Origin of the sequence: Pseudovibrio sp. JE062 (assembly GCF_000156235.1) — a bacterium.
Classification (GTDB): Bacteria; Pseudomonadota; Alphaproteobacteria; order Rhizobiales; family Stappiaceae; genus Pseudovibrio.
On the sequence record NZ_DS996808.1, the window covers coordinates 241,804 to 261,616 of the forward strand.

Annotated in this window: 19 protein-coding genes and 1 pseudogene; 10 read left to right on the top strand and 10 right to left on the bottom strand. The window is 53.1% G+C overall.

The window, feature by feature from the left end; all coding sequences use genetic code 11:
* Positions 1–116: 116 nt before the first annotated feature.
* Together PJE062_RS11110 and PJE062_RS11115 are read right to left on the bottom strand one after the other, a co-directional pair.
* Positions 117–725: a sulfite oxidase heme-binding subunit YedZ gene (locus tag PJE062_RS11110; protein ID WP_008549150.1), complete on the bottom strand. Its 609-nt coding sequence runs from the start codon at positions 723–725 to the stop codon at positions 117–119.
* Between the two features lie 661 nt (positions 726–1,386).
* The gene (locus PJE062_RS11115; RefSeq protein WP_037036639.1) at positions 1,387–1,647 is read right to left on the bottom strand and encodes an SHOCT domain-containing protein; all 261 of its coding nucleotides are present in this window, start codon (positions 1,645–1,647) and stop codon (positions 1,387–1,389) included.
* Positions 1,648–1,897: 250 nt separating this feature from the next.
* On the opposite strand from PJE062_RS11115, the gene PJE062_RS11120 reads away from it, so the two are divergent.
* From PJE062_RS11120 to PJE062_RS11130, 3 genes are all read left to right on the top strand, one after another.
* A complete protein-coding gene (locus PJE062_RS11120; RefSeq protein WP_008548874.1) occupies positions 1,898–2,263 on the top strand; it encodes an STAS/SEC14 domain-containing protein in 366 nt (121 codons plus the stop codon).
* A gap of 31 nt (positions 2,264–2,294) precedes the next feature.
* Entirely contained in the window at positions 2,295–2,708 is a 414-nt protein-coding gene (locus tag PJE062_RS11125) for a thioesterase family protein (RefSeq protein WP_008549122.1), read from the top strand.
* A gap of 111 nt (positions 2,709–2,819) precedes the next feature.
* A complete protein-coding gene (locus PJE062_RS11130; protein ID WP_008548871.1) occupies positions 2,820–3,428 on the top strand; it encodes a hypothetical protein in 609 nt (202 codons plus the stop codon).
* Here the strand turns inward: PJE062_RS11130 and PJE062_RS11135 are convergent.
* Together PJE062_RS11135 and PJE062_RS11140 are read right to left on the bottom strand one after the other, a co-directional pair.
* Entirely contained in the window at positions 3,425–4,471 is a 1,047-nt protein-coding gene (locus PJE062_RS11135) for an AraC family transcriptional regulator (RefSeq protein WP_008548873.1), read from the bottom strand. The genes PJE062_RS11130 and PJE062_RS11135 overlap by 4 nt on opposite strands.
* Positions 4,472–4,548: 77 nt before the next feature.
* Positions 4,549–6,942 (bottom strand): plasma-membrane proton-efflux P-type ATPase, encoded by a 2,394-nt coding sequence (locus PJE062_RS11140; protein WP_008548898.1) that lies wholly within the window; start codon positions 6,940–6,942, stop codon positions 4,549–4,551.
* A 234-nt stretch (positions 6,943–7,176) separates the two neighbouring features.
* Here PJE062_RS11140 and PJE062_RS11145 point away from each other — a divergent pair, with 234 nt between their 5' ends.
* A complete protein-coding gene (locus PJE062_RS11145; protein ID WP_008549232.1) occupies positions 7,177–8,163 on the top strand; it encodes an NADPH:quinone oxidoreductase family protein in 987 nt (328 codons plus the stop codon).
* Positions 8,163–8,957 (top strand): SDR family NAD(P)-dependent oxidoreductase, encoded by a 795-nt coding sequence (locus PJE062_RS11150; protein ID WP_008549368.1) that lies wholly within the window; start codon positions 8,163–8,165, stop codon positions 8,955–8,957. Before PJE062_RS11145 ends, PJE062_RS11150 begins: the two co-directional genes overlap by 1 nt.
* Before the next feature lie 157 nt (positions 8,958–9,114).
* Here PJE062_RS11150 and PJE062_RS11155 read toward each other — a convergent pair whose 3' ends face one another.
* The 3 genes from PJE062_RS11155 to PJE062_RS11165 form a co-directional block, all read right to left on the bottom strand.
* Positions 9,115–10,230: an acyl-CoA dehydrogenase family protein gene (locus tag PJE062_RS11155; protein ID WP_008549220.1), complete on the bottom strand. Its 1,116-nt coding sequence runs from the start codon at positions 10,228–10,230 to the stop codon at positions 9,115–9,117.
* A gap of 11 nt (positions 10,231–10,241) precedes the next feature.
* Entirely contained in the window at positions 10,242–11,432 is a 1,191-nt protein-coding gene (locus tag PJE062_RS11160; RefSeq protein ID WP_008549432.1) for an acyl-CoA dehydrogenase family protein, read from the bottom strand.
* Between the two features lie 63 nt (positions 11,433–11,495).
* Complete coding sequence (locus PJE062_RS11165; protein ID WP_008548872.1) at positions 11,496–12,755, bottom strand: acyl-CoA dehydrogenase family protein; 1,260 nt, start codon at positions 12,753–12,755, stop codon at positions 11,496–11,498.
* A 349-nt stretch (positions 12,756–13,104) separates the two neighbouring features.
* Between PJE062_RS11165 and PJE062_RS11170 the strand changes: the two genes are divergently transcribed.
* The 5 genes from PJE062_RS11170 (at position 13,105) to PJE062_RS11190 (ending at position 16,875) form a co-directional block, all read left to right on the top strand.
* A complete protein-coding gene (locus PJE062_RS11170) occupies positions 13,105–13,935 on the top strand; it encodes an SDR family oxidoreductase (RefSeq protein ID WP_008548866.1) in 831 nt (276 codons plus the stop codon).
* An 11-nt stretch (positions 13,936–13,946) separates the two neighbouring features.
* The gene (locus PJE062_RS11175) at positions 13,947–14,417 is read left to right on the top strand and encodes a MaoC family dehydratase (RefSeq protein ID WP_008549171.1); all 471 of its coding nucleotides are present in this window, start codon (positions 13,947–13,949) and stop codon (positions 14,415–14,417) included.
* The gene (locus PJE062_RS11180; protein WP_008548950.1) at positions 14,414–15,325 is read left to right on the top strand and encodes an SDR family NAD(P)-dependent oxidoreductase; all 912 of its coding nucleotides are present in this window, start codon (positions 14,414–14,416) and stop codon (positions 15,323–15,325) included. Before PJE062_RS11175 ends, PJE062_RS11180 begins: the two co-directional genes overlap by 4 nt.
* An 82-nt stretch (positions 15,326–15,407) precedes the next feature.
* Positions 15,408–16,445 carry a phosphotransferase gene (locus tag PJE062_RS11185; RefSeq protein WP_008549427.1) on the top strand — a complete coding sequence of 346 codons (1,038 nt, stop codon included), beginning with the start codon at positions 15,408–15,410 and terminating at the stop codon, positions 16,443–16,445.
* Between the two features lie 7 nt (positions 16,446–16,452).
* The gene (locus PJE062_RS11190; RefSeq protein ID WP_208982257.1) at positions 16,453–16,875 is read left to right on the top strand and encodes a GFA family protein; all 423 of its coding nucleotides are present in this window, start codon (positions 16,453–16,455) and stop codon (positions 16,873–16,875) included.
* 24 nt (positions 16,876–16,899) lie between these two features.
* Here the strand turns inward: PJE062_RS11190 and PJE062_RS11195 are convergent, their stop codons facing one another.
* From PJE062_RS11195 to PJE062_RS11200, 3 genes and pseudogenes are all read right to left on the bottom strand, one after another.
* Positions 16,900–17,355 carry a hypothetical protein gene (locus PJE062_RS11195; RefSeq protein ID WP_037036641.1) on the bottom strand — a complete coding sequence of 152 codons (456 nt, stop codon included), beginning with the start codon at positions 17,353–17,355 and terminating at the stop codon, positions 16,900–16,902.
* A gap of 48 nt (positions 17,356–17,403) precedes the next feature.
* Positions 17,404–17,556, bottom strand: a pseudogene (locus PJE062_RS27090) (DUF4236 domain-containing protein); the annotation flags it as partial.
* Positions 17,557–17,771: 215 nt separating this feature from the next.
* Positions 17,772–19,670 carry an ABC transporter substrate-binding protein gene (locus PJE062_RS11200; protein ID WP_008549117.1) on the bottom strand — a complete coding sequence of 633 codons (1,899 nt, stop codon included), beginning with the start codon at positions 19,668–19,670 and terminating at the stop codon, positions 17,772–17,774.
* Positions 19,671–19,813 lie beyond the last annotated feature (143 nt).

Genomic DNA, 19,813 nt, shown 5'->3' on the forward strand with positions numbered 1-19,813 from the left:
TCCTCCATTGCATTAGAGTACCTCTGAAAGGAGAGGTTGTCCTCACTACAAAAGGAGAGCAAAGAAAACCCACCTTCTGAGGCAGGAAGGTGGGTGAGTTTGGTGCTTGCTTGGGATTAAGCGTGGGCAGTGAGTTTTCTCTCTTTTCGCTTATTGGTGACGTGCACGTATCTGTAAGCCTGAAGCAGGATGAGTGGCGTGAAGTGAACCAGGGCCGGACCGATTTTGAAGTCCAAAAGGATCCAGTGGGCCAGTACCAACGCGGCGGCTGGGTAAGCAAGTTTTTGAAGACTCTTCCAGCTCCTGCCGAGTTTTGAGATGGACCAGTCATTGCTGGTGATCGTCAAAGGAATGAAAATCAGCGATGCAAGCCATCCCGTCCAGATGCCGATTTTGACGAGGTCTTCAAGGATGGGGCCAAGTGAACCTTTGTCGAGAAGATAGATGGCAAGATGAAGCGCAGCGTAACAGCCAGCAGCCACACCAATGTAACGACGGCGTGCCAGCAGCCAACGCACCCAACGTTGTCCATTTGTCAGGAACATCAGTGGGGTGATCATCAAGCTGACTATGAGAAAACGGGCTGCAAATTCTCCGGAAGGATGGAGGAGGTGCTCCAGTTTTTCTCCTTCACGAAGTAGCCCGCCAATGATGGGAAGTCCTGGCAGAGCAAGAATAAACCAGAATGTATACGGCGAGTTCCAAAATGCGCGAAGGTAAGACATGATAGCCCGAGTGGTTTTGCAGTAAGTGGTGGTGCACACTGCTGATTTCGCGGTGTTGGGGTTACGTGGGAGATCAGCAGTGTGCGGTCGATTGCGACTGCGGTGTCCGCTTTCAACCTTGTTCAAACACTGGCCCAGTCCAACATTTTCAGCAAGAAATCAGATGTAACGAAATGTCGTCGAGCCCGATGAATGATATTAAACTGCGGCTGCGGTAATCATTGAGTGACAGTTCAACCTTCTGAAACAACACAGGTTTTCGATGCGTCTATAGTTGGAGGTACGACTCCGCCAGATATTGCTTCCATTTTGGCAGTTCTGAGTGATTACACTTTAACAAGAGTTGTGGCGATCTTGATGCAAACGTTGTTGCAAACGCCTTGAATTGGGGTGTGTACTCTTCTGTCATGGGGAAGCTGATAGTGTGGAACTGGTAGATAAGAAGCTTCTGAATGACTGCTGCGTAGGAAGTCTGAGGGTGGAATGAGAACGATAATGGTTTCATCGGTTGTGGCCAATAATGGTTCTTATAGAGGTTGTTCTAACCGTCAGAGTCTCTCTGGTGGTCTACCTGACCAAGAGTTGTCAGCTGACAACATGATGCAAAACAGAGAGAACGGCGCTCCGATATTGCAGCTCCGAGCGCCGATGAAGTGGCTGTCTACTGGTTTAGGCGAAGGACCTGAGACCGTTTTTGATACTCCTCTTCATCAATTTCACCCTTCGCGAAACGTCTACTTAGAATGTCCAGTGCTTCGGAATTTGACGATTTTGGTTGCTCGGATTCGGTAGTTTTTGCTGTGCTTGGACCACCAAAGTAGCCATAGGACCGAGCAATCAGAAAGCCGACTATGAGCAAAAGAATGAGTACGATTGGGAACGGGAAGAAGTGAAATCCGTGCATTCCAGCCTGATGAAACATAGTGATCTCCTTGGTTTATATTAGGCATCACTACAATGGGGAGTGCAGCTTTTGGTTTCAAATTTCAATTGTAATCAACTGTCTCAGACCTGACAGACGTGGTGAAACCGTTACACTTTTATAAAAGTGGACAGCTGTCAACTTTTCAGTTGGCAGGTGATTTCCAAATTATCTCGAAACTACGAGGCCTCTGAAACAGGATAGAAGGTGGAGTTCGAGTACTATTCCGACCAACGAAAGAGGTGCCAGAATGATCAAAAAACTTCCTGAAAGTTCTGAGAATGTGCTCGGGTTTGAGGTCGATGGAAAGGTCGATATCACCGAAGAATTGAACCTGATTTCTCAGGTAGAAGAGGTGCTGGACAAGCATGCCAAGGTTAGCGTTCTGGTGATTTTGAATGAGAAAGCACACTGGGGTATCGAGGCTGGATACGAAGATTTGAAGTGGGCGATGACCCACGCAAAGAGCTTTCACCGGATTGCAATTGTCTCTGATCGGAAGATTTGGGAGTGGCTTGTGGCGATGGATAGTCCCTTCGCAGCGATGCTTGGCATAGGCGAAAAGCACTTCGATATGGCAAATCTGGACAAGGCATGGGAGTGGGTGAAGGAGTGAACTTGTCGCTCTGGCACCACTGGAAAATACCATGATCGAGACCTATCGAGGCGTCGTCTATCCCTATCAGTTGGACCACATGGGGCACATGAATGTGCAGTGGTACACGGAGAAATTTGACGAAGCCAACTGGCATCTGTTCTCTCTTGTCGGGCTAACTTCAGCATACTTCAGAGAGCATAATCGGGGCATGGCAGCGGTACAGCAAACCACGAAATACCACGCGGAAGCTTTGGCTGGAGATCTCCTTTTTTGCAGGTCTGGACTGACGGATATTCATGAGAAGACGCTCTATATCCTGCATGAAATGTATAACGCGGAAACGCAAAAACTGCTTGCAACGACGGAGCTGATTTGTGCGCATCTGGACCGGGAGGCTCGTCATGCCTGCCCATTTCCTCCTGCCATCAAAGAGACTGCTGTGCCTCTGCTCATCAGGGAATGAGTAGGTCCTTGATGGTGTTTCAGGACGCATTTTAGGTCCTATTTCGAGAACTAGGTCGCGACCTATCTTTGGAACTTCCATGGTTTCTACAGGAAATCAAGGAGTTTGCAGATGGCAACCAGCAACGGCACAAAGGTACTTATAGCGATCGCAGTGATAGCAATCGCGGCATATGCGACGGTCTCAACGGGAAGCGAAAGCACTCAGACGCTCTCGTCTCAGCAGGTGGAAAAGGTCAGAATTACGGGTAGCAATTTGGGCCTTCGGATCGTCGGAGCAAACAGTTCAGAGGGGCAGATCCAACTCGAAACCAGCGATGCACGTGGATGTGATCTGACAGCTGAAGCGACCCATCATGAGGATGGCAGTCTGGGCATTCACTTCAAACGAAGAGGCTCCTGGCTCCTCGGTTGGTGTGACCCTTCAGCAGATTTAAGACTGCCGAGACCTATGGATGTCAGCGTTGAAATGGATAAGTTGGCGGGTGACTTTGTTGGTCGGTTTGGAGAGTTTTCAGTCTCTGCCAATAAGTCTGTAATCTATTTCAAGGGAGATGTTTCCAGCTTCAATTTGGATGGTGAGATGGCAGCTGTCTATCTCAAATTCCCGGCGGATGTTCCTAAAGAGAACATCCGCATCAATGTCGAAAAGCTGATTTCCAACGTAGGCGTCATGCGTGGTTGGAGGCACGCAACAGATATCTTGCGAGAGATTTTCTAGGCAGGCTCAGTGGCTCCGGAAGTCCTACTCTCTTTCCTCCATGCACTCGGGCTCTTTCCCGTCACACGTTGGAACTCACGATTGAAGTTGGACTTGGTGGTGAAGCCAACTTCATAAATAATCGCGGTGATCGGAGTGTCTGTAGTCTCCAGAAGATGACAGGCCTCCGCCACACGAAATCCGTTAGTGTATTGAGGCAGGTTGATCTCTCGCACAGTGTTGACAGCTGTCGAAATCTGTCGGGCTGGGACACGCAGTTTCCGAGCTAACTTATCGAGAGACAGGTTCTCATCACGATAGAGATTTTCACTCCGCATCAGTTGGTCCAATGCGTCCACCAGTTCAATTTGCTCCGGTGTGGCCGAGACCTTCTCCGCTTCAATCTGCACTACGGGTTGCTGCGCGACTGATGGCTTCCGGCTCATCAGAACAACGAGCATGATCAACGCAACCAGCATCACTAGGTTCGCGGTACCCACAATGGTTGCGGCATAGCTACCTCTGTTCAAGGCGAAGTCAGAGGCGACGGCCAGATCGACAAGAGCTGAGGTTGAGAACACAGCACCGGCGATGAGCTGCGCTTGCCGTGTCGGGAACATCTGGTCAAGCGGCAGATGGCTGGTCCACTCCCATTGCTTCACGGTTGCCGACCGGAAGAAGAGCGTGCCGTATCCGAGATAGACGGCAACGCTGGTCAGGTCGATCAAGCTGGGAATGTTGAAGTTTGGTGCTACTACAAGAACGCCAAATGAAGCCGCTGTTGCACCTGCTGTCCAGCCAATGGCTTTTCTAGAAAACCGGTTGGTGAGTTGCAGAAAGGAAAGCCAGGTTGCTGGGGGAAGCAGAAGTGCCAATCCAGCAGTGGACCATGATGGCAATCCTCCCATGCCCCACTTGATGCCAAGCAGAACGGATTGCAGAGCATAGAGGCAGATCGTCACCAAAAGCATCACTGGCAGTTTGCGTCCATATCCAGCAACAAGGCGTAGCAGGATGAAGCACAGAAACAGTGCGGTGAAAAAGGGAAGGGGTAAGCTCGGCACGCGCCAACTCCGGTTGCAGACAATGCTCTATATCTAATCTGTCTGCTGGAGGAGCGAAAGAGCACCTCTTACATCTTTTAGCGGCAGAGCTTTCGGGCAACGTTCAGAACGAACATCCAGAGGATCGCCTGAGCCCAGACAATGCCGATCAACTCCCAACTGATAGCTGGAACAAGAAAGCCAGATCGACAGATGACAACTGCGAGTAACTGCGTGGTGATAATTGCCATGAGCAGTTTGGCCGAGGGTCGCGGTGCCTGCCAGAACCAATGATCGTGCCTACAGACGAACAGGAGCAAATGCCCTGCCACTACCAGCTGCAGGAACATGACGCTCTGTAGCTCTGCAGCTGGAACATCCAGCCAATGCCGTGCCGCCATCATGAGGATGAAGTTCTCGACAACAGATATGAGTCCGAGCACGGTTGCAGTGCGCAGCATGTTTCCGAGTTGCCATTCCATCGGCGCAGGTGCGGCCTCGGTGTTGTCGTAGGCAATGGTGATGATCGGGATGTCATCAAGGAGTGCCAGCATAACAATCATGATGGCTGTCAAAGGCACCTCTTCCAGCAGCAACACGCTGGCGGAAACGAACACCATCAGGTTGATGGTCATCGCCACGCGGTAGTCCACGTAGCTGATCATGCGTGCGAAGATCTTGCGTGCCTCGATCACCGCATCTGTAATGACGGAGAGACCCGGCAGTGTGAGGATCAGATCAGCTGCGGAACGGGCAGCATCTGTTGCGCCTGAAACGGCAATGCCCACATCAGCCTGCTTCAATGCGGGTGCATCATTCACGCCGTCTCCTGTCATGGCGACGTAGTCGCCGGATTGCTGGAGCGCTTTTACGATCCCGTATTTGTGTTCCGGGAAGACACGGGCAAAGCCGTCTGCGTTGACGATCTCCTCGCGGATGTTGGCGGGTAGATTGTCCATGTCCTTGTTTTCGGAAAAGACCTGGCTTGCGCTTTCAAGTGATGTTCCCAGACCCAGCTGTCCAGCAATCTCCCTGCCGATGGCAACATCGTCACCTGTCACCATCTTCACGGTGATGCCCGCATTCTGGGTTTCTTCAATTACCGCTTTGGAGTCATCGCGTGGTGGGTCGTAGAGCGAAAGAATGCCCAGCAGTCGCAGCTCGTGTTGCTCGTTGGTTTTGGCGATACCGAGGGCGCGGAGTCCCTTCGCTGCAAACTCATGCACGGCCTTGCTGGCCGCAGCCTTTTCTTCAGGTGCGTTGGCACAGAGATCGATCACCACCTGCGGAGCGCCCTTGATCACTTTGAATGCGCCGCGCGGTCCTGAGACGCCCGCCTCGGTTCTCTTGCTGACTGGGTCAAACGGCGTGAATGTGTTCTGCTTATAGAGTTCCAGAATGCCCCGCTCGGCCTTGCTGACAATCAGATGATCTATGACGTCCTTCTCGATTGTGCTGGAAGCAAGCGCGGCCATCACCACCAGCTCTTTCTCACTCGCAGCATCAAACAGAACTGGCTCGCCCAAAGTGAGTTCGTTCTTGGTGAGTGTCCCTGTTTTGTCTGAGCACAGCACATTCACGCCTGCGAGTTCTTCGATAGCCTGTAGATGAGAGACGATGGCTTTCTTTTTGGAAAGAGTGAGTGCGCCAAGGGCCATGGTGACAGAGAGTACGGCTGGCATGGCGACGGGGATTGAGGCGATGACCAGTACGAGCACCAACTCGATGATGTTGAGGATGCTTTGTTGAAGGTAGAGCTGTTTGACGATGATGAGTGCTGCGAGCAGAGCTGTACCCAGAATAAGGAACTTGCCAATGCCCAGAACACTTTTCTGGAAGTGCGAGATGTTACCGGCGGACTGAACAAGCTTGGCCGTGTTGCCGAAGAACGTACTGCCCCCGGTTGCTGTCACCAACGCCTGCATTGTGCCTTGTTTGATGATGGATCCAGAGTAAGCCACATCCCCCACTTGTTTATCGACCGGAAGAGACTCACCCGTCAGCGCAGCCTGATCGACAGCAAGGTACGGCCCGCTCTCCAAAATGCAGTCAGCTGGAATGATGTCACCATTTTCCAAATTGATGATGTCACCGGGCACAATATCGGTTGCGGGAATGTCAGCCCACTTTCCGTCTCGCTTCACGCGTGCCTTTAGTGCCATGGAGGATTTCAGCGCTGCCAGCGCATCTGCAGCTTTGCTGCTTTGAACGAATTCGATGCCGGAGTTCAGAACCAGCATGAACAGAATGATGGTGAAGTCTGCCCAGTGCTCAATGATTGCGGAAAGGATTGCTGCGATTTCGATAAGCCATGGGATTGGCCCCCAAAACGTCAGCAGCAGTTGGACCAGCTTGCTGGTTTTCTTCTCTTCCAGCGCATTGGGGCCGTATTGCCTCAGCCTGTTGGATGCGGTGGAACCTGTCAGCCCTTCAGGTGAGCTTTCCAGGCGTTTGAACTCATCAGCAAGATTGGGCTTATCCTGTTCAGCCATCAGGTCTTTCCATGCTCTGCACGTGCTTAACTGACCTATTCTCACCAGAGCGTGTAAACGGATGATGAGAGAGCAGGGGGCTTCTGCAAACCGTGGTTTCCTGATTACGAAGCTGCTTGCTCAAATTTGGTGCGTCTTGGGTACAGGGGAGGGGAGTTACACCTAGCGTTGTGGTTGCGCTCACTGCGTTTCCGTAACATACTCACGGGTATGTTTTGGTTTGGGAGGGAAATCATGCGTGCTGTTGTCTGTTCGGAATACGGCCCACCGGAAGCGTTGCGTGTTGAAGATGTTGAACGCAAAGAGCCAAAGAAAGGACAAGTGCGGATCGCAGTGGAAGCTGCTGGTGTCAACTTTCCAGATACACTGGTGATTGCGGGTAAGTATCAGATCAAGCCACCAATGCCATTCGTGCCAGGTGGAGAGGTCGCCGGTAGAATTGAAGCGGTTGGTGAAGGTGTTACGGGCTTTGCGCCCGGTGACCCGGTAATGGCGCTTCTGCTGCAGCAAGGCGGATATGCCGAAGAGGTTGTGGTGGATGCATTTGCTGTGATGAAGCGGCCAGAAACCATGTCAGCGCAAGTGGCTGCGGGTTTTACGATGACATACGGCACATCCATGCATGCTCTTAAGCAGCGGGCTCAGTTGCAGCCGGGAGAGACGCTGCTTGTACTCGGTGCGGGTGGTGGTGTTGGGCTGACAGCGGTTGAAATTGGCAAGGTTATGGGCGCCAAAGTGATTGCAGCCGCCAGTTCTGCCGAAAAGTTGGAAGCGGCACGCAAAGCTGGGGCGGATGAGTTGATCAACTACTCCACTCAGGATCTGAGGGAGCGCCTTAAGGAAATCGTCGGTAAGGCAGGCGTTGATGTGGTTTATGATCCAGTCGGTGGAGATCTCTTTGAACAGGCACTGAGGTCGACAGCCTGGAACGGTCGCGCATTGGTTGTAGGCTTTGCTGCTGGTGATATTCCCTCCATCCCAACCAATCTGCCTTTGCTCAAAGGATGCTCGGTCATGGGTGTGTTCTGGGGCGCGTTCCGTATGAGGGAGCCATCGAGTGACCAGAATAACTTCTCAGAGCTGTTTAAATGGCTACAGGAGGGCAAACTCAACCCAACTGTTAGTAGGAGCTATTCGCTTGAAGAAGCGCCTCAGGCGCTTCGAGACTTGATGGAAAGGCGCGTGGTTGGCAAAGTTGTTCTGGAAACGGGGAGGATTTGATGATGCAACCCAGATTTGCAGGAGAAACAGCGCTGATCACAGGTGCAGGTAGTGGCATCGGGCGTGCAACTGCCATTCGATTGGCCGAGGAAGGTGCTGCTGTTGCATTAGTGGACCGCAACGAGGATGGGCTGGATGAAACCGCCTCACTGCTTCCTGAAGGTTGCCGGGCGCGCATTTACGTCGTGGATGTCGCAGATGAGGAGGCCGTTGAAACCTGCGTGGAGGCCGTTGAGAACACCTTTGGTGGCATCAGCATTCTTTGCAACAATGCTGGTGTTATCTGCGAAGGTTCGTGGGGCGGCAGCCATGAAGACTTCGGCGACTGGCTCAAGGTTTACGAGGTGAATGTACTGGGTGCGATGCTATTCACCAAGTACACCCGCGAACAGCTTAAAGCTTCGGGCCGTGGCTCTATTGTGAATACTGCTTCGGTTGCGGGGATTCGCGCTGGCGCAGGTGGAAATGCCTATAGCGCCTCCAAAGCGGCGCTCATCAATTTCACGATGACATCGGCCTGTGATTTCGGTGAGCATGGGGTGCGTGTGAATGCTGTTTGTCCTGGCCTGATTGAAACCGGGATGACAAAACCGGTGTTTGATCACGCCCGCAGTGTGGGCAAAGAGGACAAGCTCGGCTCTCGCGCAGAGCTGCGTCGGCACGGCGATCCTGCTGAAGTTGCAGCTACAATTGCATTTCTTGCCAGTAAGGATGCCAGCTTCATTACGGGGCAGGCATTGGCCGTGGATGGGGGGAATACATCCTCTCTCAACATGCCGGGAATGAAGATCTGAAGAGTTGATTTGGTTAGCCAAAAAAGAGAGAGCCAGTCTGCAACACCGGGCAATGCTGTTGCGGACTGGCTCTCGCTGATCCAAAGGGGTGGACCAGATAACTGCGATTATGAAGTTACTTTAGAAATAATCACAAGTAGAAATACGGATTATTCAGTTAAAGACCCCGTCTTTTTAGCAGAAAGTCTATATGGTGAGCGCTATCACCGAGCATCTCTGTTAACACTCGGTCGCGTTTCATAAACAATCCGACATCAACTTCATCGGTCATACCGATTCCACCATGCATCTGCACCGCTTCTTCTGTCGCCAGTCGCGAAACCTTAGCAACCTTGGCTTTTGCTGCTCGAGTGAGCTCCTCTACACTATCTGAAGTTGTATCTATCGATCTCAACGCGGCAGAGATGAGAGATGCTGTTTCTTCGATCTGGCAGTAAAGGTCGGCCATTCTGTGTTGAAGTGCCTGAAACATGCCAATTGGAACACCAAATTGCTTGCGCTCATTCAGATAGGCTGTTGTGCGCTCTGCAACTTCTCTAGCAACTCCAAGTTGTTCTGAGGCAGAGATTGCGCACCCAGACCGGAGCATGGCTTCCAGCACTTCGGTGCCTTTGTCGAGCGGGCAAAGCAGATCTTTGCCGTCCAGATGTAGGTTGGTAATCTGGATGTTTGCCGCATTGCGGCTGTCCAGCATTGCATTGCGTTCAACTTCTACTTCAGCGGCACTTGGATCGACGAGGAAGAGGGCGGTCTCATCTCCGCTCTTTGCAACCACGATCAGGCGATCTGCGTTGTATCCGTCAAATACCGCGCGTTTTCTGGCGTTGAGGATGAAGCCGTTCCCATCTGGTTCAGCTGTTGCCTTAATGTGGGTGGGATTGTGTTTTGCGCCTTCATCGATTGCCAGTGCGATGACGGCTTCACCTGCGGCGATCTTCGGCCCCCACTCGCTCAGATGCTCGCCTCCTGCCTGACGCAGTGCAATTGCGCTCAAAACAGCGGTTGAGAGGAACGGGGAGGCTGTCAGGTTACGGCCCATTTCTTCCGCCACAAGGCCAGCTGCACGGTGACCGAAATCATAGCCACCAGCCTCTTCCGGCAGAAGCATACCGAACCAGCCCATCTCGGCCAGAGTTTTATGGAGCTCCTGATTGAAGCCGAGGGCTTCTTTCTGGTCACGCAGATCGCGGAGGGCCTGAACAGGGGCGTTTTCTGACATGAAGCCAGCAGCGGAGTCCTTCAATAGGGTTTCTTCAGAGCTGAAAAGTTCCATGTTTTCTCTCCTTAACCCAGTGATGGCAGACGAAGAACTGCCTTTGAAATGATGGAAAGCATGATCTCGGAGGTGCCACCCTCAATGCTATTGCCCTTGGAGCGTAGCCAGGAAGCTGACTGGTTGCCGATGCCGTTGTTCTCTTCTGGTCCAGACAATGCTTCCAGCCCTCCAGCCTGTACAACGAGGCTCTGGCGGCGTTTGTTCAGTTCGGTGCCAAGATACTTCAGCTCCGCAGAACGAGCGCCCAGCTGGTTGCCAGCGCGGTGAAAGTCCTTCGCAGCAGCCAGATGTGCGGTCAGAGCCATCTCATCGACGAGGAAGTCGCCAATATCCGCACGAAGCAGCGGATCATCCAGTCGGCCAGTTTCATCCAGACCAATTGATTCCACAGCGGTTTCACAAAGCCCCGCAGAACCGCCAAAGATCGCATCCAGATTGCTGACCATCTCACGTTCGTGTGTCAGCAAGTACTTGGCGATTGTCCAGCCATTGCCACGCTCGTCGACCACATTCTCCATGGGCACCTTCACTTCATCGAAGAAGGTTTCACAGAACGGAGAACTGCCGGAAATCAAACGGATTGGCTTAGTGGAGACGCCCTCGCTGGTCATATCAAACAGCAGGAACGAGATGCCCTTGTGCTTCTTTGCATCTGGGTCTGTACGCACCAACGCAAAAATCCAATCAGCTTTGTCAGCGTAGGACGTCCAGATCTTCTGGCCGGAGACAAGGAAGTGATCGCCCATGTCCACGCCCTTAGTCTGGACGGAGGCAAGATCGGAGCCTGAACCCGGTTCGGAGTAGCCCTGACACCAACGGATTTCACCGCGGGCGATCTTGGGCAAATGCTGCAGTTTCTGCTCGTGGGAGCCGTATTTCAGCAATGCAGGGCCAAGCATCCAGATGCCGAAGCTTTCCAGCGGAGACATGGCGTCGATGCGCTTCATCTCTTCCTTGAGGATCTTGACTTTATCTCCGCTCAGACCGCCGCCGCCATACTCTTTCGGCCAGCTTGGCACGGTCCAGCCGCGTTCGGCCATCCGCTCCAGCCACTGCTTTTGCGCTTCAGATTTGAAAGTCCAGTGGCGGCCACCCCAACAGATGTCTTCTTCGGTGGTTACAGCTTTTCGCATGTCCTGAGGGCAGTTCTCTTCCAGCCAAGCCCTTGTTTCCATGCGGAATTCATTAAGTGATGTCATTGCGTTCTCCCTGTTTTGGAGTGCAGATGCAAAGAAAAGGAGAGCCGTGGCTCTCCTGCCTTATCAGATCTTTTCCTGAGTGTGTTTGCGCAGTTCGGAGCGGCCAATGAAGTTGCGGTGCACGGCGTCCGGCCCATCCGCAAAGCGCAGGGTGCGCAGGTTCATCCAGTTGGTTGCCAATGGTGTGTCCTGCGAGATGCCCTGACCACCAAACATCTGCATAGCCTCGTCAGTGACCTTCAGAGACATACGCGGCGCGACCACTTTGATCTGGCTGATCCAGAATGCGGCTTCACGAGCAGAGGCATTATCCATCATCCATGCTGCTTTCAGACAGAGGAGGCGGGCCTGTTCAATCTCCATGCGACATTCAGCGATGATGTCAAAGTTAGCGCCCAGCTTGTAAAGCTGCTTGCCGAAGGCCTCGCGGTTGATGGAGCGCTTACACATCAACTCAAGCGCTTGTTCTGCCTGCCCAATTGCACGCATACAGTGGTGGATGCGGCCCGGCCCAAGGCGACCTTGTGCAACTTCAAACCCGCGTCCTTCTTCCAACAGCAGGTTCTCAACCGGCACACGCACATCCTCAAACCGCAAATGCAGATGACCGTGTGGTGCATGGTCATGCCCAAACACCTGCATCGGGCGCAGCTTGGTGATGCCCGGCGTGTTGGCGTCCACCACGATCATGGAATGCTGCTGGTGCTTGTTTCCGTCTGTTGGGGTGTAAACCATGGTGATGTAGACGGCACAGCGCGGATCCCCCGCACCGGAAGACCACCACTTCTCACCGTTCAGCACATAATGATCGCCATCACGCACGCAGGACATGCGGATGTTGGTGGCGTCAGAGGAGCCGTGATCCGGCTCTGTCATCAGATAAGCAGAGCGGATTTCGCCGTTGAGCATGCGTTTCAGCCATGTTTCCTTCATGGCGTCAGAACCATAGCGCTCAAACACTTCCATATTGCCGGTGTCTGGAGCGTTACAATTGAACACCTCTGGTGCGAGCGGAGACTTGCCCATCTCTTCTGCCAGATAAGCGTATTCAACGGTGCTGAGGCCGTAGCCACGCTCAGAGTCCGTCAGCCAGAAATTCCAGAGACCTTTAGCGCGTGCGCTTGCCTTCAGGCTCTCCAGAATCTCTGTCTGCCGCGGAGTATGCTGCCAGCGGTCGCCCACGGGGATCTCATCGTGAAACTCATCTTCAAGGGGCATGATTTCATCGCGAACCATGGCGCGTACTTGCTCAATCAGCGGTGCCACACGTGTGCTCACCCCAAGGTCCATAGCTGGACGTTCGGCTAATAAAGTGTCGCTCATCAATGACCCTCCCAAGACATTTGAGCTCTTTTATCCTTTCGCCGCTGCGGGAAAAATCCGCTTAATATCAATAGGATGTGTGATTATGAGCTCCCACGCACAATCAGGACCCAAGGCTGGAGAGACAAAAGATATCTGCTAAAAATTTTGCTTTACAACTCTTGATATACGGAAACATACTAGTGAGTATGTTGTCAACTGCACGCGGCGAGGAGCACGCTTGACCATTGGTTTAAGGTTGCATCCCCCTAAATAATGGGTACCGGTTTTCGGTTGAGGATGCGCTACAGTCAGGTCACAGGAGATGCGGTGGCAGCTCGAAGAACACTATGGGAGGTAGGGTGTCTTCATGGGATATCTTGAGGAACTGTTTGGTGTTGCTGGCAAAACGGCGCTGGTGACAGGCGGTGGCACTGGCATTGGCCGCATGGTTGCAACAGCGCTGGCAGAAGGCGGAGCACGCGTCTTCATCTGCTCTCGCAAGCTGGATGTGGTTGAGACAACCGCGGAAGAAATCAATGCAAACCTGAAAGCCAACAATCCGGAAGCTGCCGGATCTGTTGAAGCATTTCAGGGGGATGTGGGCTCTGAGGAAGGTGTGCTTGCACTGGCTGAGGCAGTGCGTGAGCGGAGCCCGAAGCTGGACATTCTGGTCAACAACGCTGGCATCACCTGGGGCGAGCCACTGGGCTCTTTCCCATACTTCGCGTGGAAACGGGTGATGGATGTGAACGTGGCGGGCCTGTTCCATTTGACCCAAACGTTGCTGCCAGAACTGAAAGCCAGCGGGCGTCCGGAAGATCCGGCTCGTGTGATCAATCTCGGTTCCGTAATGGGTTCCACCCCAATCGGGGACGGCGCTTATTCTTACTCCGCGTCTAAAGCCGCAGTGCACCAGCTGACGCGTATTCTCGCCAAAGAGCTGGCGCATGAGCACATCACGTTCAATGGCTTCGCACCGGGACCTTTCCAATCCAACATGACAGCGTTTGCGACAGATACAGACGAGAAAGCGGCTCGTGTCGGCAAAGGCGTTCCTCTTGGGAGGATAGGCCACCCGGACGATATTGCAGGTGCAACGCTGTTCCTGTGTGGCAAGGGCGGATCTTACGTGACGGGTGAGGTGATCCCACTGGATGGCGGCATTCACGTTGCCACTGGCACAAACCTGTTTGGATAGGGAGAAGCCCCGTGGAACTGACAGTAGAAGAACTAGAGGCCCGTGTCGGCCAGCAGATTGGCCTGTCTGACTGGGTGGAAGTGGATCAGGAGATGATCTCCACCTTCGGCAAATTGACGTTTGATGAGCAGTTCATTCATATGGATCCCGAGCGAGCAGCTGCGGAAACCCCTTTCGGTGGCACCATCGCTCATGGGTTCCTTACGCTTTCACTCGCCAGCAAGTTCGCTATTGAATCCCTGCCGGATGTGAAAGGGCGGACCATGGGTATCAACTATGGTTTCAATAAAATCCGCTTTTTGCATCCCGTCGCCACTGGTAAACGCATTCGGGGACGTTTCACTCTGGATGGTCTGACCCGCAAGGGAGATGGGCAGATCCTCCAGGAGTTTGGTCTTTCAATAGAGATTGAGGGTGTCGAAAGCCCTGCGTTGGTCGCACAATGGCTGACTATGACGTTTTTTGAGGAGGTAGCTGCATGACGCAGGACACGATGAATTTTGCCGGTCAGGTAGCGATTATCACAGGTGCAGGTGGTGGGCTTGGCCGTCTTTATGCGCTGGAGCTAGCCGCGCGCGGTGCTGCTGTGGTGGTGAACGATCTGGGCGGCTCGGTTGACGGCTCCGGCTCTTCCGCAACAGCGGCAGAGGCCGTTGTTGAGGAGATCAAGGCAGCTGGCGGCAGAGCAATAGCGAACGCTGCAGATGTAACTGATGAAGCTGCGGTCAATGCGATGGTCGCTGAAGCGGTCGAAGCCTTTGGCCGCGTTGACATTCTCATCAACAACGCTGGCATTCTGCGCGATAAGTCCTTTGCCAAGATGGAAATGGCCAACTGGAACAAGGTGGTAGATGTGCACCTCAACGGTGCAGCGCTCTGCACCAAGGCTGTCTGGAACGTGATGAAAGAGCAAGGCTATGGCCGTATCATCATGACCACCTCTCCATCTGGCATCTATGGCAACTTCGGTCAGGCGAACTACGGCGCGGCAAAAGCAGGCCTGTGGGGCATGATGAACACGCTCGGCCTTGAAGGTGCAAAGAGCAACATTCACGTAAACTGCATCGCACCTTCTGCGGGCACGCGTATGACTGAAACCATCATGGATGCTGGCACGCTGAAGATGCTGGCGCCAGAAAACATCACTCCTGCTGTTGTGTTCCTGTGCTCTCAGGCTGCGCCAACCCGCAAAGTGCTCGTAGCTGCTGCTGGCACCTACACACTGGCTGAAATGGTGGAAACGCAAGGCATTCATCTGGCGGAGGGGGATCGCACTCCAGAGGCAATTGCCGCCAACTGGGGACGGATTGCTGACCGCACAGATGCTGAACCAGTCAACAGCGCCATGGAAGGCGTCGCTAAGCTGGTGAAGGCAATGGCCAACGCCTGATACAGAGCAAAGTGAGAGCCTGACTGTTCACCGGACGGAGGAACTGTCAGGCTGATGGATGTTTCATGGAGGAGGGGAGCCCATGACGAACGCCTTGCATACATTGGAAAAACCAGCGCTTCAGGCTTACCTGCAGCAACACGTGCCGGAATTTGGTGAGCTTCTGGAAATTGAGAAGTTTCCGGGCGGACAATCCAATCCGACCTACAAGCTGGTGACTTCCGACAAGACATACGTCATGCGCGCCAAGCCTCCGGGAAATCTGCTGAAGTCCGCACATATGGTGGATCGTGAGTATCAGGTGATGGCCGCGCTGGCAGACAGTGATGTACCGGTGCCTAAGGTCTACCACCTGTCGGAGGACGAATCTCCAATCGGTACCATGTTCTTCGTCATGGAGTACGTTGAGGGGCGTATCTTCTGGGATCCGGCATTGCCGGAATGTTCAAACGAAGAGCGTATGGCGATCTTTGCGGAGATGAACCGCGTGCTTGCAGCGCTGCATGATGTTTCTCCCAATGCCGTTGGCTTGATGGATTACGGCAAGCCGGGCAACTACTTCGCGCGGCAAACAGGGCGCTGGATCAAGCAGTACAAGGCTTCCGAGACCGTCAGCATTCCAGCCATGAACCGACTGATGGAATGGCTGGAAGCAAACATGGTGGAAGATGACGGTTCTTCCTCTCTGGTCCACGGGGATTACAGGCTCGACAATCTGATCTTCCATCCCACAGAACCACGCATTGTCGCGGTGCTGGATTGGGAGCTCTCCACTCTCGGCCATCCGCTGGCTGACCTTGCCTATCAGTGCATGCAGTGGCGTTTGCCGTCCTTCAAAGGCCTGCGCGGTCTTGCTGGACTGGACCGCGTTGCGCTCGGCATTCCGCTTGAAGAGGAGTACGTGCGCCAGTACTGTATGCGTCGGGGGCTCAGCGAGATTGAGAACTGGGAATTCTATCTGGCGTTCTCGATGTTCCGGTTAGCAGCTATTATTCAAGGGGTTGTAGCACGTGCGGAAGCGGGCAATGCCTCTAATCCTGAAGCTGCCGATATGATGCGTAAAGCCGTTCCTCTCATCGCCACCATGGCTTGCGAGGTGATCGGCGAACTGGTGGAGTAAGCAGGCGATGAAACGATCCGGGCGTTGTATGTGTGGGGCGGTATCTTACAAGATTGATGGCGACCCGGTGGTCACCGCGCAGTGCCACTGCGAAGAGTGTCGTAGAACCAGCGGCACCGGCCATTCAGTCGGCGCTATGTTCTGTGTGGATCAGGTAAACATCTCCGGCGATCTGGGAGAGTATGTCTACACCTCCGCCAACGGTTCGCAGGTCACAAAAGCGTTCTGCCCAAACTGCGGAAGCCCAATCTATGGCCGCAACACCAATGCACCAGAGCACATGACGTTACCACTTGGATCCATGGACAACGCTGAAGATCTGGAAGTACAAGTCGTCATCTTCAACCGCGACAAGCCGCACTGGGACACTCTGCCAGAAACCACCGCGATCTTTGAGACACAACCGGATTGGAAGCCAGAAAAGGCTTAGTTTGCACTTAGGAATAGATGCGGACTAAATATCCTGCGTAGACCTACCTTCTTGTAGTCGGATTTCGGCCTCGTCTAACTCTTCGCCAATTTCTGTTTTTACAGTGATTAACGCCTCACGATAGTGCTGAAGTTGGATGTCGAATTCAGATACTACCGAAGTTATATCTTCTTTTAGACGTCGACGTTTAGAGCTAAAGATACCAATCCGAATAAGCTCAAGCTGCCTCTCGATGATTTGAAGCGCATTGGATATATCTTCTGCTTTAAACTCAAGATCCTCGTAAGACGAGATAGTTGTTTCGCATTTTCTAATGAGTGTTTGGAATTTACTATCGGTAGGCCCTCTTCCACCTTCGAAACGATCAATCGAACTGTTCCATGATTTCGTGAGCTTTTCAGCTTGAGAGTAGATAGAGGAAATATCATTCTCTAGGTCTGGTAATAGGTGCGCAATAGTTGACAACTTATCTTGTGTCATTGCGAGATTGTTGTCAGGTCCTTTGAGTTGTTGAGACCATGAAAGACCAGTCCCAGGTATTCCAACAGTGCTCCTAATTCCCTTCGAGCTAAGGTTAACTGACGCTCCTTTGCCTCCGATACTCGTAGTCACGCCCGATTTTGAAAGGTTGAGATGTAGGCCAGGAGCAACTTTGACGCGTTTTCTGAATCTAAAACCCATTGAATTCAAATACTTTAAGAAATTATTAGATTACGCACATGCTCGAAGCATGCACGTTTGCAGGAAAATTTAATCACATTCTATAGAGCTTAGCTATGGAATTCTGGGTCTGTAATGCATGAAAGTACTAAGTCGTTCGCGCAGGCTCCTAAACACAACCATGCCCGCCTAATTCGGGTTAGGCGGGCATGTTACGCAGAGCTCAATTGAGGTGCTTACTTCTCAAAGTAGAGCTGCTGCGGGTATGCGAGGCCAACGCCGCGTAACGCGTCGTCATGGACAAACCCCGCAGGGAAGTTCTTCAGATTGTTTTTGCGCACGTAGATTGCTGGTGTTTCGCCCACCAGGCCAATGTGCCAAACGTTCTTGGTGTGAACGTCAACCATCTGTTTTGCATAGGCATTTGCTTCTTCTAGGCTGGTTGCAGTCTGTGCTGAATCCCAAGCTGCCCAAACATCGCGGATTGCGTGATCCTTCGGTGGCTCTTCACCAGATTTGCCGTTGGAGTACCACCAGTTGAAGTAGTTCTGCGCAAAGCCACCGCGGCCCAGGAAACGAACTGGATCAGCGGTAATCACGGAAGAGCGGTCGAATGTGTCGAGGATCATGTCGAAGTCTGCGGTTTCAACATGCTGCTGGAACAAAGTCCGGTCGATAATGCGGACCAGAACCTCGATGCCCATGTCCTGCCAGTAAGTTCGCACCACTTCCAGCAGCTCACCCTGAATATCCCAGCGAGTCTCAAGTACGAAGCTGAGGCGGCGGCCATCCGGCATCAGACGGAAACCATCGGAATCACGTTCTGTCAGGCCGATCTCATCAAGCAGAGCAGCAGCCCGCTCTGGATCATACTCTGTCCAGCGGCTTTCTGCGCTTTCATCATAGAATGGAGATCCAGAGATCGGGGAGGCCTGACGGGCTTCACCAAGGCCTGAGAACGCCAGCTCGTTGATGGTTTCGCGATCTATGGAAACGTTAAGCGCTTCGCGGAAGCGAATGTCCTCAAACAAAGCCTGTTTGGTTGCATCTGCCGAGTTCAGGTTTGGCATGATGCTCCAGGTTAGAGCCTTAGTCCATTTCTCAATGGTGTAGTCGCCCTTGGCTTCGTTCTCTTTCAGGAGCGTGAAGTCGGCTACGTTGATGTGGCGGTTTTGCAGGTCGATCTCACCCTGAATGGCCATGAAGTTGATGGCTTCCGGGTCTTGGAACAGGCGATGCTCGATCTGGTCGATGTATGGAAGCTGGTTTCCTTCTGCATCCACGCCGTAATAGTAAGGGTTACGCTCCATGACTACGGTGTCAGATGGTGGCGGGGTCTTTACGCGCCACGCGGTCAAGACCGGCATATCCGGGTTGAACCACCATGCCTGGATCTGGCCCTTGGAATCCCAGAGATCGGTCCATTTCTTGGCGCCATGTTTGGCAATGGCCGCGTCTAGCTTGGCTGGATCAGCGTAAGTTGGGTGGTAGTCTTTGAGATAATGGAACGGCTCAATGAAGCCCGGACGGTCGAGGCCCGGACGACCGGTGCTTTCCTTAGCCAGAACGGTCAGGAACAGCGGATATGGCTTTTCAAAGGAGACTGTGAAAGTGTAGTCATCGGCAAAAGACAGCTTCATTGGCACCCCATTGGAGGTGTACAGCGCCTTGATGGATGGCATCAGGTCTTCGTTGAGGAACACGTCCTCATACCAGAAGCGCACGTCACGAGTGGTGACAGGGGCCCCATCAGACCAGCGCAGGCCTTCGCGGATTGTGAAGGTGAACTCGCGGGCATCTTCACTCACGGAGTATTCGCCGATCCAACCCGGAACCAGGGACAGGTTCTTCTCGCCGTCCATGTAGGTTTCCACCACACGCTCTTCCATAAGCTTGGTTGGCCCCCAGCGGTCGCTTGGGCCTTTGAAAGCGCGTTTCAGGACACCGCCATAGGTGCCGATGCTGTCGTAGACCGGGATGACGCGTGGATTTTTCGGCAGGCGCTCTTCAACCGGTGGCAATTGACCGGCTTCGACCAACTGCTTGAGCATTGGCGCCTCATTATAGGCCCAGCCATTGGCGGCCAGAAACGGCAGCGTCAAAGCAGCAATCGACGTGAGTGTAACGCTCTTCATCAAATTCTCCCCCCATCTCACGGCGGCTCACTCCTCAATGATCCAGCCATGAAATATTTATTGCGTGAGATCGGGAATCTCGACGCATTGCAATGTTTACGGGATGAGAATAAGTAGTTCCTCAGTGGTATATCAAAGTATTA